At 54.5% G+C, this 17122-nt stretch carries 16 protein-coding genes; 12 read left to right on the top strand and 4 right to left on the bottom strand.

Annotated features, from left to right (window positions below; translation table 11 throughout):
* Nucleotides 1–1173: a UbiH/UbiF/VisC/COQ6 family ubiquinone biosynthesis hydroxylase gene (locus OR573_03505; GenBank protein ID XGA80735.1), complete on the bottom strand. Its 1173-nt coding sequence runs from the start codon at nt 1171–1173 to the stop codon at nt 1–3.
* A 147-nt stretch (nt 1174–1320) separates the two neighbouring features.
* Here OR573_03505 and OR573_03510 point away from each other — a divergent pair, with 147 nt between their 5' ends.
* The gene (locus OR573_03510; protein XGA80736.1) at nt 1321–2205 is read left to right on the top strand and encodes an NAD-dependent protein deacetylase; all 885 of its coding nucleotides are present in this window, start codon (nt 1321–1323) and stop codon (nt 2203–2205) included.
* On the opposite strand, the gene OR573_03515 is transcribed toward OR573_03510, so the two are convergent.
* On the bottom strand, nt 2164–2820 hold the full coding sequence (locus OR573_03515; protein ID XGA80737.1) for a DNA-3-methyladenine glycosylase: 657 nt from the start codon (nt 2818–2820) through the stop codon (nt 2164–2166). The two genes, OR573_03510 and OR573_03515, sit on opposite strands and share 42 nt — an antisense overlap.
* A 70-nt stretch (nt 2821–2890) precedes the next feature.
* Between OR573_03515 and OR573_03520 the strand changes: the two genes are divergently transcribed.
* The 9 genes from OR573_03520 (at nt 2891) to OR573_03560 (ending at nt 13881) form a co-directional block, all read left to right on the top strand.
* The gene (locus OR573_03520) at nt 2891–4354 is read left to right on the top strand and encodes a YdiU family protein (protein XGA80738.1); all 1464 of its coding nucleotides are present in this window, start codon (nt 2891–2893) and stop codon (nt 4352–4354) included.
* Nucleotides 4355–4436: 82 nt separating this feature from the next.
* Nucleotides 4437–5483, top strand: coding sequence for a DNA polymerase IV (dinB, locus tag OR573_03525; GenBank protein XGA80739.1), 1047 nt, complete (start codon nt 4437–4439; stop codon nt 5481–5483).
* A 130-nt stretch (nt 5484–5613) separates the two neighbouring features.
* Entirely contained in the window at nt 5614–8709 is a 3096-nt protein-coding gene (locus OR573_03530; protein XGA80740.1) for a type I restriction endonuclease subunit R, read from the top strand.
* Nucleotides 8702–8926 (top strand): hypothetical protein, encoded by a 225-nt coding sequence (locus tag OR573_03535; GenBank protein ID XGA80741.1) that lies wholly within the window; start codon nt 8702–8704, stop codon nt 8924–8926. The genes OR573_03530 and OR573_03535 overlap by 8 nt, the downstream gene beginning before the upstream one ends.
* Nucleotides 8923–10173: a restriction endonuclease subunit S gene (locus OR573_03540; protein ID XGA80742.1), complete on the top strand. Its 1251-nt coding sequence runs from the start codon at nt 8923–8925 to the stop codon at nt 10171–10173. The genes OR573_03535 and OR573_03540 overlap by 4 nt, the downstream gene beginning before the upstream one ends.
* On the top strand, nt 10170–10292 hold the full coding sequence (locus OR573_03545) for a hypothetical protein (GenBank protein XGA80743.1): 123 nt from the start codon (nt 10170–10172) through the stop codon (nt 10290–10292). Before OR573_03540 ends, OR573_03545 begins: the two co-directional genes overlap by 4 nt.
* The gene (locus tag OR573_03550) at nt 10289–11299 is read left to right on the top strand and encodes a virulence RhuM family protein (protein XGA80744.1); all 1011 of its coding nucleotides are present in this window, start codon (nt 10289–10291) and stop codon (nt 11297–11299) included. The genes OR573_03545 and OR573_03550 overlap by 4 nt, the downstream gene beginning before the upstream one ends.
* Nucleotides 11300–11314: 15 nt before the next feature.
* Nucleotides 11315–12928 carry a type I restriction-modification system subunit M gene (locus OR573_03555; GenBank protein ID XGA80745.1) on the top strand — a complete coding sequence of 538 codons (1614 nt, stop codon included), beginning with the start codon at nt 11315–11317 and terminating at the stop codon, nt 12926–12928.
* Nucleotides 12929–13080: 152 nt separating this feature from the next.
* Nucleotides 13081–13881, top strand: coding sequence for an alpha/beta hydrolase (locus OR573_03560; GenBank protein ID XGA80746.1), 801 nt, complete (start codon nt 13081–13083; stop codon nt 13879–13881).
* A 12-nt stretch (nt 13882–13893) separates the two neighbouring features.
* Here OR573_03560 and OR573_03565 read toward each other — a convergent pair whose 3' ends face one another.
* The gene (locus tag OR573_03565) at nt 13894–14508 is read right to left on the bottom strand and encodes a polymer-forming cytoskeletal protein (protein ID XGA80747.1); all 615 of its coding nucleotides are present in this window, start codon (nt 14506–14508) and stop codon (nt 13894–13896) included.
* A gap of 191 nt (nt 14509–14699) precedes the next feature.
* Between OR573_03565 and OR573_03570 the strand changes: the two genes are divergently transcribed.
* Both OR573_03570 and OR573_03575 read left to right on the top strand, forming a co-directional pair.
* The gene (locus OR573_03570) at nt 14700–15266 is read left to right on the top strand and encodes a polymer-forming cytoskeletal protein (protein ID XGA80748.1); all 567 of its coding nucleotides are present in this window, start codon (nt 14700–14702) and stop codon (nt 15264–15266) included.
* A 78-nt stretch (nt 15267–15344) separates the two neighbouring features.
* The gene (locus tag OR573_03575) at nt 15345–15599 is read left to right on the top strand and encodes a thiamine-binding protein (protein ID XGA80749.1); all 255 of its coding nucleotides are present in this window, start codon (nt 15345–15347) and stop codon (nt 15597–15599) included.
* 79 nt (nt 15600–15678) lie between these two features.
* Here the strand turns inward: OR573_03575 and gabT are convergent, their stop codons facing one another.
* On the bottom strand, nt 15679–16953 hold the full coding sequence (gene gabT, locus OR573_03580) for a 4-aminobutyrate--2-oxoglutarate transaminase (protein XGA80750.1): 1275 nt from the start codon (nt 16951–16953) through the stop codon (nt 15679–15681).
* Nucleotides 16954–17122: the final 169 nt, after the last annotated feature.

Below are 17122 nucleotides of genomic sequence, written 5' to 3' on the forward strand. Positions count from 1 at the left end.
TTAGCGCATTTTAAAGGGGTTAAGGCCATTGGCCTGCTGCATCATCATGCGTTTGGCCAGTGGGAAGCGTTCGGCCAGTTGCAGGCTGGCATCGCCCAGGCGGCGCAGTGGGGCGGCGCCGGTAAACAGGTGGTGGAAGCTTTCGGTGGCGGCAATCATCGCCTGGTTGGCAACACGCCGCTGGATTTCATAGCGGTGCAGGGCGGTACTGTCGCCTACATCGCGCTGGGCGAGTAGGGTTTCCGCCAGGGCGTCGGCATCGTGCAGGCCGATGTTCAGCCCCTGGCCTGCCAGCGGGTGAACGACGTGAGCGGCATCACCAATCAGCACCAGGCGCTTGGCGATATAGCGCTTGGCGTGCTGGCGTCTGATTGGAAAGCTGGCGCGGCCGGTGACGCGGATCAGGTTGCCCAGGCGCTTGGGAAAGGCGGCTTCAATGGCGTCTTTCAGGCTCTCATCGCTGAGCATTTCCCGCTCGCGGGTGGCGGTATCGCTGTCGTACCATACCAGGGAGGCATGGTGGCCGGGCAGCGGCAGCATGGCGATAGGCCCGGTGGGGGTGAAGCATTGCCAGCTGACATCCTGCTCGGGCAGCTCGGTTTCCACATTGGTGATCAGCGCCCGCTGGTGGTAGTCATAGGTGGTGATCTCGATCCCGGCCAGCTCACGCAGGGTCGAGCGGGCACCGTCAGCGCCGACGATCAAGCCAGCGTTGAGAATCTTGCCGTTATCCAGCTCCACCACGCGGGCATCGCTTGCGGCCATGGTGGAGACAGGGGCGCAGTGAGTATAGATGGTGACGCCGGGCATACGCTCAAGGCGTTCCCAAAGCGCGCACTGCAGGGTGCGGTTCTCGATAAATACACCAAACTGATCCATATCGCTGTCTTCGGCGGAAAAGTGGCTATGGCCCTTGCCATCCTGGTTCCACACTTCGATATGTCGGAAGGTGCAGCAACGTTCTTCAGGTAAGGCGGTATCGCTGGCCTCGAGAAACGCCAGCGAGCGGGCATTGAGCGAGGAAATGCGCAGGTCAAAATCGCCTTCAGGAGGCGTGGGCGGCGCGCCTTGCTCTACCAGGCCGACATTCATACCGGCATAGCCAAGCCGCGCCGCCAGCGCCGCGCCCACCATTCCACCGCCAATGATTACCACTTCATGATCGCGTTGCATGCTGATTTCTCCCACCCAAAAACGTGACCCAGGCCCACTGTCTGGCCTGAAGTTGTTAAACTGATCATCACAGTATCGTTGAGATGTACAAGCCTTGCCTAGGGGTTAACATTATTCTGTGACCAAATCTTGATACAGGTAAATAAAATGCACACAAATGTCGAGCAGGCAGGTGAGGCGCTGGCCGATTATATCGACCGCTACCGCAAGCTATGGGTGATCAGCGGGGCGGGGGTGAGCACCGACAGTGGCATTCCTGACTACCGCGGCGTTGATGGCCAGTGGAAGCGCTCCCCGCCGGTTCAGCATGGTGATTTCATGGCATCCTTGAGTGTTCGCAAGCGTTACTGGGCGCGTGCCCTGGTGGGGTTTCGGGCGCTGAGTGATGCCCCGGTCAGCGGTGCGCATCGTGCCCTGGCGGCGCTGGAACGCATGGGCTATATCGAACAGCTGGTCACCCAGAACGTGGATCGCCTGCATCAGCGCGCAGGTTCGCAGCGGGTGATTGACCTGCATGGCCGGGCTGATCTGGTGTCGTGCATGTCCTGCCGCTACCGCATGATGCGCCACGCCATGCACGCCGAGATGGCGCGGATGAACCCGGCCTTTGCCCACCTGCAGGCAGGCCACGCGCCGGATGGCGATGCGGATCTGGAGATGGATTTCAGCACCTTCAAGGTGCTGGACTGCCCGCGTTGCAGCGGCATCCTGAAACCTGAGGTGGTCTACTACGGCGATGTGGTGCCCGCCAAACGCCGTCAGGCCGCTGAGGAAAGTTTGCAGCGTTCCCAGGCAGTACTCACGGTGGGGACGTCGCTGATGGTGTTTTCCGGCTACCGCTTTTGCCGCCAGGCCCATGCCCAGGGCTTGCCGTTGGCGTCGCTATCGCTCGGGGTCACCCGAGCTGATGGGCTGATGGCCCAGCGTTGGCAGGCGCCGATTACCCCCGTGCTGGAACATGCGGTGCACTGCCTGCAGGGCAGCGCCCGTTCAACGCGCCTTGGAGACCCAGGAATTACCCTCGTGCCATAGCCGCCAGGGCGCATCGCGGTCAGCGGGCTGGGCGTAGTCGATACCTACCCGCGGGCCGCTGGCAATCGCAGCAGGGGTTGCTGCCTGGGTGATCCAGAGTTGCTCAGAGCGAGTCATGTCATGGCCATACAGGGCTTTATCCACACTCAGTGCGCGGGTCAGCTTGCCGGGGCCATTACACAGTTGGCGGCCCTTGGCGCTGCGCAGGGCGCGCATGGCGTCTTCACCCTCCACGGGTTCCACGGCGCGGATCAGCACGGCGCAGGGGTTGCCTTCAGGCTGGGTGACCACATTCAACAGCCAGTGCATGCCATACACCAGATACACATAGGCGTGGCCCGGTGGGCCGAACATGGCTTCGGTTCTGGGCGTTTTACGCCGATGGGCATGGCAGGCGGAGTCTTCCGAGCCACGATAAGCTTCGGTTTCCACAATATGGGCGACCATCAATTTGCCCTGATGAAGGCGTACCAGTTGGCAGCCCAGAAGATCGCGCGCCACCTGCAAGGTATCGCGGTCATAGAACTCCCTGGGCAGCGGCAAGGGGGAGTGAGGCAAAAGCGCCGACGCAGGTGCCGATGTGGACGAAGCGCTTGAAAGGCCGGATGGCGTCATCTTGTCGCCTATTACTTGAGTAAAATGATAGGGTATTATAACGCTCAACAGATCAACAGTGGAGACCCCCATGCTGGCATTTGAACACCAATTTGCAACGCTGCCCGAGCCGTTATGGGTTGCCTGCCAACCCACGCCCGTTGAGGCCCCACGCCTGATTGCTTTCAATCAGCCACTGGCGGATGCCTTGGGCCTGGGAGAGGCGCCGGATGATGCCAGGCTGGCTGAGTGGTTCAGCGGTAACGCTCTGCCGCCCGGTGCTGAACCCAAGGCGTTAGGCTATGCGGGCCATCAGTTCGGTAACTTTGTGCCCCAGTTGGGGGATGGCCGCGCGCTGCTGCTGGGCGAGGTGGTGGATCAGCATGGGGTGCGCCGCGATATCCAGCTCAAAGGCAGCGGGCGTACGCCGTTTTCACGCGGTGGCGATGGCCGCTCGCCCCTCGGCCCGGTGCTGCGTGAATATCTGGTCAGTGAAGCCATGGCGGCGATGGGCGTTCCCACTACCCGTGCCCTGGCGGCGGTGGCCAGCGGCGAGCGGGTGATGCGCCAGATGGTCGAGCCGGGGGCGGTGCTGACCCGGGTGGCCGCCAGCCACGTGCGGGTCGGCACCTTCCAGTTTGTGGCGGCGCGTCAGGATCACACGGCCCTCAAGGCGCTGGCGGATTTCGTCATTGAGCGCCATTACCCAGAGGCGCAGCAGGCGGAACAGCCCTACCTGGCGCTGCTCGAAGCCGTCCTGCAGCGTCAGGCGGCGCTGGTGGCCCAATGGATGGGCGTTGGCTTTATTCATGGGGTAATGAACACCGATAACATGAGCATTGCTGGGGAGACCATTGATTACGGCCCCTGCGCCTTTATGGAGCAGTTCGACCCACAAAAGGTCTACAGCTCAATCGATAGCGGTAAACGCTATGCATTTTCCAACCAGCCGTTGATTGCCCAGTGGAATCTGGCGCGTTTTGCCGAATGTCTGCTGCCGTTACTGGAAGGCGAGCAGGAGACCCGCGTATCCCAGCTGACCGACATTCTGCGTGGTTTTGATGGCGTGTTTGCCGCCGAGCAGCAGCGTATTCACGCCGACAAGCTGGGGCTTGACGCCGAGGATGATCAGGCCAGCCAGCTGATGGCTGCGCTTGAAGCCCAGATGCAGCAAGGGCGCATGGACATGACCGCGACCTTTGATGCGCTGACCCAGCTGGCCCGAGCGCCGGGCGATACCTCCCGCCAGGCCCTGCTGGCCCTGTCGGCCACCCCTGAGGCGCTGGCGCCCTGGGTAGATGAATGGCAAGCACACCAGGTGGCCAGCCAGCAGGAACAGCGCTGGCAGGCCATGCGCAAGGCGAGTCCGCTGATTATTCCGCGTAATCACCGCGTGGAAGAGGCTATTCAGGCCGCCAATGATGGCGATCTTGCGCCCTTCCATCGCCTGTTGGCAGCGGTAACAACCCCCTATACAGATACCGCGGACACCCGCGAACTCGGCCTGCCAGCGAACGAGCAGCAGCAGGTACTGCGCACCTTCTGCGGCACCTGATACCCGCTGAGTTTGGCGGCGTTGCTACGCGCCGTGTCGCCTGTGGTAAACTGTTCATTCTTACAGGGTGAGAGGGCGGCAGGTGCGCAAAATCATTCATTGCGACTGCGACTGTTTCTATGCAGCAGTAGAAATGCGTGACAATCCGGCGCTTCGTGATATCCCCATTGCCATCGGGGGTAGCGTGGAGCGCCGGGGAGTGGTGGCCACCTGCAACTATCCGGCGCGTGCCTTTGGCATTCATTCCGCCATGCCCATGGCTCAGGCGCTGAAGCGCTGCCCGCACCTGACGGTAGTACGCGGTGATATGGCCAAATACAAGGCCGTTGCCCGGGAAGTCTTTGCCATCTACCGCGAGATAACGCCGCTGATTGAGCCGCTTTCCCTGGATGAAGCCTATCTGGATGTTTCCGCCATCACCGCTTACCAGGGCAGCGCCACCCGCATGGCCGAAGCGATTCGCGCCCGGGTGCGTGATGAAGTCGGCATTGTGGTTTCCGCCGGCGTGGCGCCCAACAAGTTTCTGGCCAAGATTGCCAGCGACTGGCACAAGCCGGATGGCCTGTGCGTGATTCCCCCTGAGGCTATAGATGATTTTGTGCGTGAGCTGCCAGTCACCAAGATTCACGGCGTCGGCCCACGCACCGCTGAAAAACTGCATGGCCTGGGGATTCATACCTGTGCCGACCTGCGCGAGTGGCCATTGGTGGCGTTGGTGGAGCGGTTCGGCCGCTTTGGCGAACGCCTTCACGCCCTGGCCTATGGGCGTGACGAGCGCCCGGTGAAAACCCAGCGCGAACGCAAATCAGTGAGTACCGAACAGACCTACCCACAAGACTTGCCCACCCTGGAAAGCTGCCGTGAGGCGCTGCCCGCCCTGATCGCCGATCTCGAACAACGCTATGCCAAGCTCGACCCACCCCCCGGCGTGCGTGGTGCCGTGGTCAAGGTCAAGTTCAACGATTTCACCCAGACCACCGTGGAACACGCCGACCCCGCCCCGGATGCCGCCCAGTTTGAAGGCCTGTTAAACATTGGCTGGCAGCGCGGCAACCGCCCGGTTCGCCTGCTCGGCGTGGGGTATCGGCTGGCGGAAGAAACCCGTGCCCAGCAGTTGGCGCTGTTTTGAGTTGGGTAACGGCTAGGCACTGCTGAATAGCTGGCCAAAGTGAGACTGCATCGTTTGCCATTTTGAGGCAAGATACTGACCAGACGAGTCATGCAAAAAATCATCTGCGTAAGACAAAAGAGTACATAGGATGTCTTCAAAAGAAAGCGAAATCGAGCAGCAACTGATTAAAAAGCTCAATGAGCTAAAGTACGTTTATCGTTCTGACATTCGCGATAAAGCCGCTCTTGAGCAAAATTTCCGTGAAAAATTTGAGGCACTTAACTATGTTCGGCTAACCGATGCCGAATTTGCTCGGTTGCGCGATGAAATTATCAATGCTGATGTTTTCCAGGCGGCTAAGTCGCTGCGTGAATACGGCCATTTCCAGCGTGAAGATGGTACGCCGTTGGACTACATGCTGGTCAATCTCAAGGATTGGTGTAAAAACGATTTTGAAGTTATTAACCAGCTGCGCATCAATACGGATAACAGCCACCACCGCTATGATGTGATTCTGCTGATTAACGGTTTGCCATTGGTGCAAATCGAACTGAAATCCATTGGTATCACGCCGCGCCGGGCGATGGAGCAGATTGTCCAATACAAAAATGATCCCGGTAACGGTTACGCCAATACGCTGCTGTGCTTTATGCAGCTATTTATTGTTAGTAATCGTCATAACACCTACTACTTTGCCAATAACCACAGTCAGCATTTTGCCTTTAACGCCGATGAGCGTTTTTTGCCGATTTATCAATTGGCCGGTGAGGATAATCGCAAAATCAAACACCTGGACGATTTTGCTGATAGCTTTCTGGCCAAATGTACGCTTGGCCAGATGATTAGCCGCTACATGGTATTGGTCGCCAGTGAGCAAAAGCTGATGATTATGCGGCCTTACCAAATCTATGCGGTGAAGGCTATTGTCGATTGTATCCATCAGAATCGTGGGAATGGCTACATCTGGCACACCACCGGCAGTGGTAAAACGCTGACGTCTTTTAAAGCGTCTACGCTGCTCAAGGACAACCCCGATATTGAAAAATGTCTGTTCGTCGTTGACCGCAAAGATCTTGATCGCCAAACGCGTGAGGAATTCAACAAATTCCAGCAAGGCTGTGTAGAAGAAAACACCAATACCGAAACCCTGGTGCGCCGCCTGCTTTCTGAAGATTACGCCGACAAAGTGATCGTCACGACCATTCAAAAGCTGGGGTTAGCACTGGATGAAAACAGCAAGCGCAACCAGCAGCATAAAGAGAACGGCAGGCTCACCTACAAAGAGCGCCTAGAGCCATTGCGCAACAAGCGCATTGTGTTCATTTTCGATGAATGCCACCGTTCCCAGTTTGGCGATAACCATAAAGCTATCAAGGCGTTCTTCCCCAGCGCGCAACTGTTCGGTTTTACAGGTACGCCCATATTTGAAGACAACGCAACGTATAAACAGATTGATGGCACTGTCGGGTCTTACCGAACCACTGAAGACATTTTTGAAAAGCGCCTGCACGCCTACACTATTACTCATGCGATTGAAGATCAAAATGTGCTGCGCTTTCATATTGACTACTTCAAGCACGAGGGTAAGAAGGAAAACGCAGACCAGCAGGCACCTGAAGGAAGCCGTACTGATAAAAAGCAACCCGCTAAACCCAGCGAGAACATTACCCAGCAGGCGGTGGTTGAGGCCATTCTAAGCAAGCACAACGCCGCCACTAACCAGCGGCGCTTTAACGCGATACTGGCGACGGCCTCAATTAACCATGCCATTGCGTATTACGAGCTGTTTAAGCAATTACAGGCGGAGCGTCAGGCATCAGATCCAGCGTACCAACCTATGAACATCACATGCGTGTTCTCTCCGCCCGCCGAAGGTAACAAAGACGTTAAGCAACTACAGGAAGATCTGCCCCAGGAAAAAGCGGATAACCAGCAAGAGCCGGAACAAAAGAAAGCGGCGCTCAAAACCATCATTGCCGACTACAACGCGCAATATGGCAGCAACCACAGCATTAACGAATTTGACCTGTATTATCAGGATGTGCAGCAGCGCATCAAAGATCAGCAATACGCCAACAGTGATTATCCCCACAAAAACAAGATCGATATCACCATAGTGGTGGATATGCTGCTCACAGGCTTTGATTCCAAGTACCTCAACACCTTGTATGTCGACAAAAACCTCAAGCACCATGGCTTGATTCAGGCGTTTTCTCGCACCAACCGTGTGCTCAATGACACCAAGCCCTACGGCAATATTCTTGATTTCCGTGGTCAGCAAACCACGGTTGATGAGGCTATCGCGCTCTTTTCTGGTGAGGATACCAGCCGCTCCCGCGAAATCTGGCTGGTTGACCCTGCTCCCAAGGTGATTGAAAAGTACGAAGAAGCTGTGGTGGCGATAGAAGCATTTATGGCAGAAAAAGGCTTGGTCGATGAGCTAGGAAGTAGTGACGAGGCCAGCAAGGTGATGGAGCCTGAAGGCGTTTACAACCTCAAAGGCGACGCTGCACGTACCGAGTTCGTTAATCGCTTTAAAGAAGTTCAGCGCCTAAAAACCCAGCTTGATCAATACACCGACCTTGATGAAGCGCAAGTAGAGAAAATCAACGCCCTCTTGCCTGAGGAGCAGCTAAAAGCATTACGAGGATCGTATCTGGAAACCGCGCAACGCCTTAAGGCTCAGCAAGGTAAACGTGGCGAAGAGGCCAGCGAGGTACAGACAGACATTGATCAGTTAGATTTTGAATTTGTGCTCTTCTCCTCGGCGCTGATTGACTACGACTACATCATGGGGCTGGTAGCCCGCTTTAGTCAGGAAGAACCCGGCAAACAGAGTATGAGCCGCACGCAGTTGGTTAATATGCTCTCTGCCAGCAGCAACCTGATGGAGGAGCGCGATGATATCGTTGCCTACATCAACCGCTTGGAGGCAGGTGAGGGCTTAAGCGAACACGCGATACGCGATGGTTACCAGGCCTTCAAAGCACAAAAAGCGGACGGAGAGATAAGTGAGCTAGCGGCAAGGCACGGTTTGCAAGCGGATACGTTGAAAGGCTTTGTTGACGCGATTTTCGACCGCATGATTTTTGATGGTGAACGCCTAAGTGACGTGTTTGAACCGCTGGAACTGGGTTGGAAAGCACGCAGCAAAGCCGAACTGGCGCTGATGGAAGAGTTAGTGCCCTTTTTGAAGAAGCAGGCCCAAGGGCGCGAAATTTCCGGGTTGGCGGCGTATGAATAAACCACCCAGCAACACCCAGGCCAGTTTCGATGCATTGCTACAGCAAATTCAGCGAGCGCGGCAGAAAGCCCTGCAAGATGGCCGCAGCAGAATACGCCTAATTCTCTCACCGCTGGTGAGAGAACTGCATCCTACCCGAAACACCGTTAAAGACCGACACGTGCAGGAATTTTCAGGCCTGCCCAAAACCCGCAGCAAGGGAGGTGCGGTACTATGAGTGAAAAACAAGCACTGATACCCCGCCTGCGCTTTCCAGAGTTTTGGGATGCTGGGGAGTGGAGGCTTAAAAAACTGGGCGATAAAGATGTATCGAGCTTTGTTAAGAAGCGAGTCCCAGTCAATGATCTTGATTTAGTTAGCTACGTTAGCACTGAGAATATCTTGCCAGATTTTGACGGTATAAATGTGGCGTCTAAGCTTCCGCCGTCTGGCTCGTTTACAAGTTATAAGCCCAAAGACATATTGATTGCCAATATTCGCCCCTATCTAAAAAAAGTGTGGGTGGCGGATAGGTGTGGCGCTGCATCCAACGATGTGATTGTCGTGCGGCCCATGCAAGAGGTGGCAGACTCATTTCTATCAGCACATCTAAAAAGCGAACACTTCATTGACCATGTAATGAAAGGAGCAAAAGGCGTAAAAATGCCAAGGGGCGATATTTCCTTGATAAAGGAATATCCGCTTGCTGTGCCAGACTCAAAAGAACAACAAAAAATCGCCGATTGCCTTTCGTCTCTCGATGAGCTGATCTCTGCCCAAGCGGAAAAAATCGATGCCCTCAAAACGCATAAAAAAGGGCTGATGCAGAAGCTCTTTCCCCGTGAAGGCGAAACCGTTCCTCGCCTGCGCTTTCCAGAGTTTCAGGGTCGAGGGGAATGGAAGACTAGCCAGTTACAAGATTTGGGTACAATTATTCGTGGAGCAAGCCCAAGACCCAGAAATGATCCAAGATTCTATGATGGTGATATTCCTCGGTTGATGGGACAGGACGTTTCGCGAGATGGAAAGTGGGTAACACCATGCATTGATTTTTTGACGAAAGAAGGTGCCAAGCTTAGCCGCTTATGCCAGAAAGGTACATTGACGATTATATGCTCGGGCGATGTAGGAATTCCGAGCTTTCTTGCCGTTGACGCATGCATACACGATGGCTTTCTTGCTTTAGTTGATATTGACATGCAAAGGATAAATGTCGATTACCTTTATTATTGTTTAGTTAATCTTCAAAGAGTATTTAATAGCTCTGCTACTCATGGCGGGATCTACAATAATTTAACGACTACGATTCTAAAAGAATTCTCGATTGGACTTCCGTATCTTGAAGAGCAGCAGATGATTGCCAACTGTCTCTCATCCTTGGATTCTCAGATCGCCGCCCAAATTGAAAAGCTCGATGCCTTAAAAACTCATAAAAAAGGTCTGATGCAGAAGCTCTTTCCTAGCGTGGTGAGCGTTGTTTCATGAGTAATGCAGTGAAAGATTTCGCTAGTCTTTATGAAACTGCAGCGCATCTGCGCGACTTTATGGACAACTATCGCTTTAACCCGGAGCTGTTTCTAGCCAAGGATGAGGGGGCCGTATGACTAATTTGATTCTCTACACCACCGAAGATGGCAAGAATCGGATTCAGCTGCGGGCGAATGGAGACACCATTTGGCTTAGTCAGCGTGAGATGGCGGAGCTTTTCAATGTGAGCGCCGATAATATTAGCCTACATCTCAAAAATATTTACATGGAAGGTGAGTTGCGTCATGAGTCAACTACCGAGGATTCCTCGGTAGTTCAGAACGAAGGTGGGCGTGAAGTGAGACGCTCTTTGACCCTTTACAACCTCGACGCCATTCTGGCGGTGGGCTATCGGGTGCGTTCGCCCAGGGGGGTACAGTTCCGTCGCTGGGCCACCACCGTTCTTAGCGAGTACCTGAACAAGGGCTTTGTCATGGATGATGAGCGCCTGAAGAATCCTGATGGCCGTCCGGATTACTTCGATGAGATGCTGGCGCGTATCCGCGATATCCGGGCATCCGAGAAGCGCTTCTATCAGAAAGTGCGTGATCTGTTCGCCCTGAGTAGCGATTACGACAAGACCGATCGGGCCACGCAGCAGTTTTTTGCCAGTGTGCAGAACCTGCTGTTGTATGCGGTAACGCAACAAACGGCCGCTGAATTGATCATGGCTCGCGCCAACCCGGAGGATGCGCATTTCGGGCTGCTCAGCTGGAAAGGCGACCGAGTGCGTAAGCAGGATATACTGATTGCCAAAAACTATTTGAGTGAAGATGAAATCGACACCCTCAACCGGCTGGTGGTGATCTTTCTGGAAACCGCTGAGCTGCGCGCCAAGAGTCGCCAGGAAACCCCCATGGCTTTCTGGCAGGCGCGGGTAGATGACATTATCACCAGCAATGGCTTTCCTTTGCTGACCCATGCGGGCTCCATCAGCCATATGCAGATGGATCGGTTGACCAGTGGCCGTTACGCCGACTTCGATCAGCGCCGCAAAACCCAAGCAGCCATTGCGGCTGACGAGGCTGATGAGGCAGAGCTAAAAGCAATGGAAGACAAACTCAAACACAGAACGCAGTATTAAGGTGCAGATAGAACCATGACCAAAGAGCAACTTAGCCAATTGGGTAAAACCCTCTGGGGCATTGCCGACGATTTGCGCGGTGCGATGAATGCCGATGACTTCCGCGACTATATGCTGTCGTTTCTGTTTTTACGTTATTTATCTGATAACTATGAGGCGGCCGCTAAAAAAGAGCTAGGGCCAGACTACCCTAAACTTGAAGCAAATGACCGTCGTGCGCCTTTATCCATCTGGTATCGGGATAACGCTGAGGACGTTCCAGCGTTTGAAAAGCAGATGCGACGTAAGATGCACTATGTGATCCACCCGGATTACCTATGGAGCAGCATTGCCGAACAGGCGCGCACCCAAGACGCCGAGCTTTTACAAACCCTGGTGCGGGGCTTCAAGTATATTGAGAACGAGTCGTTTGCCAGCACGTTTCAGGGGCTGTTCTCGGAAATTAATCTACACTCGGAAAAGCTGGGTAGAAGTGCCGCAGAACGCAATAAAAAGCTCTGCACCATTATCAGCAAAATTGCAGAAGGCATTGCGCAGTTCTCCACCGATAGCGATATTCTTGGCGATGCCTATGAATACTTGATCGGCCAGTTTGCGGCGGGTTCCGGTAAGAAGGCGGGGGAGTTCTACACCCCGCAATCGGTGTCGACCATTCTTTCGTGTATTGTAACGCTGGATAGCCAGGATCCTTCTTCGGGTAAAAAGAAAAAGCTCAACCGCGTGCTGGATTTTGCCTGTGGCTCGGGTTCGTTGCTGCTCAATGTGCGCAAGCAGATGGGCGCTCATGGCATCGGTATGATCTACGGTCAGGAAAAGAATATCACCACCTACAACCTGGCCCGCATGAACATGCTGCTGCACGGCTTGAAGGATACCGAGTTCAGTATTCACCACGGTGATACCCTGGAGAATGACTGGGATATTCTCAACGAGATGAACCCCGCCAAGAAGCTGCAATGTGATGCCGTGGTGGCCAATCCGCCGTTTAGCTATCGCTGGGAACCCAACGAGGTGCTGGGCGAAGACTTCCGCTTCAAAAGCCATGGCCTAGCGCCCAAGTCAGCGGCGGATTTTGCTTTTTTACTGCATGGTTTTCACTTCCTTGGTGATGAAGGCACCATGGCAATTATTTTGCCCCATGGTGTGCTGTTTCGTGGCGGTGCTGAGTCGCGTATTCGCACCAAACTGCTCAAGGATGGCCATATTGATACGGTCATTGGCTTGCCTTCCAACCTGTTTTTCTCGACGGGTATTCCTGTCTGCATTCTGGTGCTGAAAAAGTGTAAAAAGCCGGATGATGTACTGTTTATCAACGCTAGTGGCAAGGAGCACTTTGAAAAAGGTAAACGACAAAACACCCTGCGCCCTGAAGACATCGACAAGATCATCGCTACCTACCAGAAGCGCCCGAAAAACGTTGAGCGGTATGCCCGCAGTGTGGGGATGAAAGAGATTGAGAAGAATGATTACAACCTCAATATTTCGCGCTATATCAGCACTGCAGAGCCAGAGGAAGAAATCGATTTGGGCGAGGTGCATAAAACGCTGAAAGAAATTGATCAGCGCATTACATCGTCCACCAAAACACATAATGCATTTCTTAAAGAGCTCGGGCTGCCAATGCTGTAATTTTTGGCGTCCTAAACGTGTGCTGCTCACATTGTCAGCCTGGCAGAAGCTTGACGGTGTGAGTACCGCGCGTTAAAACAGTCGTATGATAGCTTGATCTGCGAAATAACCAATAACCTATGTTTTCTGACTGCTGACGCTGCGAGCCTGCCATGACTGTTGATAATACCCAACGCCCCCGTTTAGTGTTTGCTCATGCCAATGGCTTTCCGGGAATGAGTTATCGCAGTTTGCTGGCGCCGCTGGCGGAGCAGTTTGATCTGCACCCGCTGGATCGGCTGGGGCATCACCCGGATTACCCGGTGAACCATAACTGGGCGAACTTGGTGGATGAATTGTTGGCGCAGTTGCCTGCAACGGGCGCGCCGGTATTCGGGGTTGGGCATTCGCTGGGTGGCACCCTGATGGCCATGGCAGCGGCCAAGGCCCCGCAGCGCTTTCACGGGGTCGTGATGCTTGACCCGCCCTTGATGCTGGGCACGGACGCATGGGTGATGAAAGCGGCCAAGCGCTTCGGGTTTATTGACCGTATCACCCCCGCCGGAAAGACCCTGGGGCGGCGCACCGTGTGGCCGGGCCGTGAGGCCATGGGGATATACCTGCGTCGCCGTGGGCTCTTCCGTCAGTTCACGCCAGAGGCGCTCAATGACTATATTGAAGCGGGAACGCGGCTACTGGATGATGGCCGCGCTGAGCTGACCTTCGACCCCACGATTGAAGTCGCCATTTTTCGCCACCTGCCAGACCACCTGACGCGCCTGCCCAGGCGCTTCAAGGTGCCTGTCAGCATAGTAGCAGGAGAAGCCTCGGATCTGCTGACGGCGGCGCGTATCAAACGCCTGGAGCGCCACGGTCTGCAGGTGGACAAGGTGCCCGGCTCACATATGTTTCCCATGGAGCACCCTGAAGAGACGCGTAGCGCTATTTTGGCCGCCTGGCAGCGGCTAGCCTAGCCGCAAGTCAGCTTAATTGGCTTTTTTGGCTGATTCTTCGTCACCCGCCTGCTGGTTATTTTTACTGGCATTATCGGTGCCGGTAGTTTTGGTCTTGGCTGACAGCGTGGCTTTGCTGACTGCTGCTGTGCCGGAAGTAGGCGCTTTGTGAGCTCCACTGTCAAAGATACGTTCGAAAATTTCGTTGGCCGGATCCATATCGATACTGCCACGGAATTTACTGCCATCCTCGATAATCAGGTTGGGGGTAATAATGGTGCCTGAGACATTGGCGCCATCATGGATAGTGGCTTTTTCCAGCGCGACCAAATTGCCTTCCACCCGCCCGGAAACATGCAGTGTGTGGGCATAGATATTGCCATCCAGGGAGCCTTCCTGCCCCAGTGTGACTGTTTTTGCCTTGCAGGTCACCGTACCCTCTACGTTGCCATCAATCGTCAGGTTTTCGTCACTGAAGATATCGCCCTGTACGTCGGTATAGCGGCCTATGGATGAACCGGACGGGCTTGGCAGTGACGCTTTTGGAGCGCTGTCCGAGGCAATGCTGGCGAGGTTGTTCTGCTGTTTGTTCTCGACTTCGGCGCCTTTTTTTGAGGACACTGCCGGAGCGGTAGACTTATTGAACATTGCTATTTCCCTTGTTGGTTTGTGTGGGCGTGTATTGATTTGTTGATTTTTATGAATTCAGCTACTCTAGCACGAACATTCTAGTCAGTGAGTGTGTTATGCATGTTTTACATGATTATTCACGCTGATAAATTCAACTTAATGCGCTAGGTTTAAATTACCAATACCGCATATTATCCAAGGCTCTTGGCATGATTGATCAAGGTATATTGATTCTGGCGGGTGCGCTTTGCATGGTGCTGATTGTGGCTGATGGTTTGCGCCGTCGTCGTAAGAGCCACAAAAATGAATTAGCTGAGGAGGCGGCGGCTACTCAGGCCTTATCCCAGAAGGTGTTGAAGTCGGATCATCCAGAGCAACAACCAATTGATGCTGAGGTGGAATTGATGCCTGAACCGGCGGTGCATCGCGAGGAGCGTGGTAAAAACCTATCGGCAGGTTGTCATATCGGGCCGGCCACAACGGTGCACGGCCATCTGATTGCGCGTGAGAGTGTAATTATCAAAGGGTGTATTCTCGGAGCCGTACTGGCTGAAAATCAGCGCGTACACCTGGCATCCGGTGCCCATGTGACCGCTTCTATCAAGGGTGGGCAGGTCACCATTGACGGTAAGGTGGAGGGCGATATTCATGCAACACAGCGACTGGCGCTATTGCAGAAAGCCGATGTGCTGGGGGATGTAACCACCGTTCGATTTGATTGCTTAAGTGGTGCCAAGCTGCATGGTAGAGTGATGGCAGATAGTGAGGTCGGGTAACGCTTTCAGTGTCCGATGGCTCATATAGATTTCTTCAATGCCGTGTATGACTTAACGTGTATGACTTAAGGAGACACTATGTATCTTTCTGTCCAGCTTAGTTTTTATCCACTGACCGATGATTTCAAACCGCCCGTGCGTGAAGTGGTGAAGCGCCTGCAGGAAAGCGGCCTGGAAGTGTACCCCAACCGTATGAGCACTCAGGTGTTTGGTGAATTTGATGCCGTCATGGCAGCGCTGTCTGATGTGATGAAGTGGTCATTTGAAACCTACGGCAAGGCAGCGTTTGTCGCCAATTTCCTGGAAGGGGATCGCCGCCCTGAGGGTGCATGAGGCGTCAGAGTATGTGATTGCCAGCCATAAAAAAACCGCCCTTTCGGGCGGTTTTTTAACATCTGACGTGAGAGATTGCTCAGGTCAGTGCATCCAGGCAGGCTTCAACAATATCCAAGCCTTCGTTGAGAACGCTGTCTTCAATGGTGACAGGCATCAAAAAGCGGATGGTATTACCGTGCAGACCACAGGACAGCAGGATCAAGCCGTGTTCACGCGCCTTGGCGCAGACCTTGGCGGTCAGTTCCGGATCCGGTGTGTGGTTGGCCTTGTCCTTGACCAGTTCGAATGCCGCCATGGCGCCCATGTTGCGAGCGTTATCGACGCAATCAAACTTGTTTTCCCAGCCGCCGAAACGCTCGGCCAGTTTATTACCCAGTGCCTGACTTTTCTCGAGGATGTTTTCTTCCTCGAACACTTCCATAACGGCCAGTGCAGCCGCACAGGAGGTCGGGCTACCGGTGTAGGTGCCGCCCAGCGAGTTGGCGCCTGAAGCATCCATGTGCTTGTCGGTACCCACAACAGCTGAGATCGGCATGCCGTCTGCCATGCTCTTGGCCATGGTCATCAGGTCCGGCTCAACGCCGCTGTGTTCAATGGCGAACATCTTGCCAGTACGCCCGAAGCCAGACTGAACTTCGTCAATGATCATCAGGATGCCGTGCTCGTCACAGATCGCACGCACCTTCTCAAGGAAGCTCTTCGGCGCCGGGTAGAAGCCGCCTTCACCCAGCACAGGCTCCAGTACGATAGCCGCAGTGTTGTTGACACCGGCATCGGTTTTCAGCGCCATGTGCAGGCCGCGCAGCGCTTCGTCTTCGCTTACGCCATGATAATCAACCGGGTAGGGCGCACGGAAAACAGTGCCCGGCATGGGGCCGAAATCGGTCTGATAAGGAGCGACCTTGCCGTTCATGGCCATGGTGTAGAAGGTACGCCCGTGGTAGCCGCCATCAAAACAGATGATGTTGGAACGGCCGGTAGCGGCACGGGCAATCTTGATGGCGTTTTCCAGTGCTTCAGCGCCGGAGTTGGCCAGCATGACTTTGGCATGGCCGCGAACAGGGACGATCTGGCTGAGCTTTTCAGCTACCTTCACGTAACCTTCATAGGGCATGACGGTCTGGCAGGTGTGCATCACCTTATCCAACTGCGCTTTGACGGCGGCGACGACCTTGGGATGACGATGACCCACGTTGAGTACACCGATACCGCCCGCGAAGTCGATGAAGCGGTTGCCGTCGGCATCCCAGATTTCAGCGTTTTCAGCACGGTCAGCGAAGGCCGTGGCGGGGCTGGCAGCACCGGCAGCAACATATTTGAGTTTCAGTTCGTTCAGTTCTGCGTTATTCATGGTGTCTCCTCTTGTGAGCGACGACTCAATAGAAAAGCAATCTTCAGCTTAGCGTCTAAGGTAGTGTCACGCACCCTGCGTTAGCGTGAATGGCCTTTAATCGTGGTTCATATTGTAACGCTTTCAGCACTATTTATACACTTTGGGTATAAGTAGCTGTTTATTAAGG

Source organism: Halomonas sp. CH40 (assembly GCA_041875495.1).
Lineage (GTDB): Bacteria > Pseudomonadota > Gammaproteobacteria > Pseudomonadales > Halomonadaceae > Vreelandella.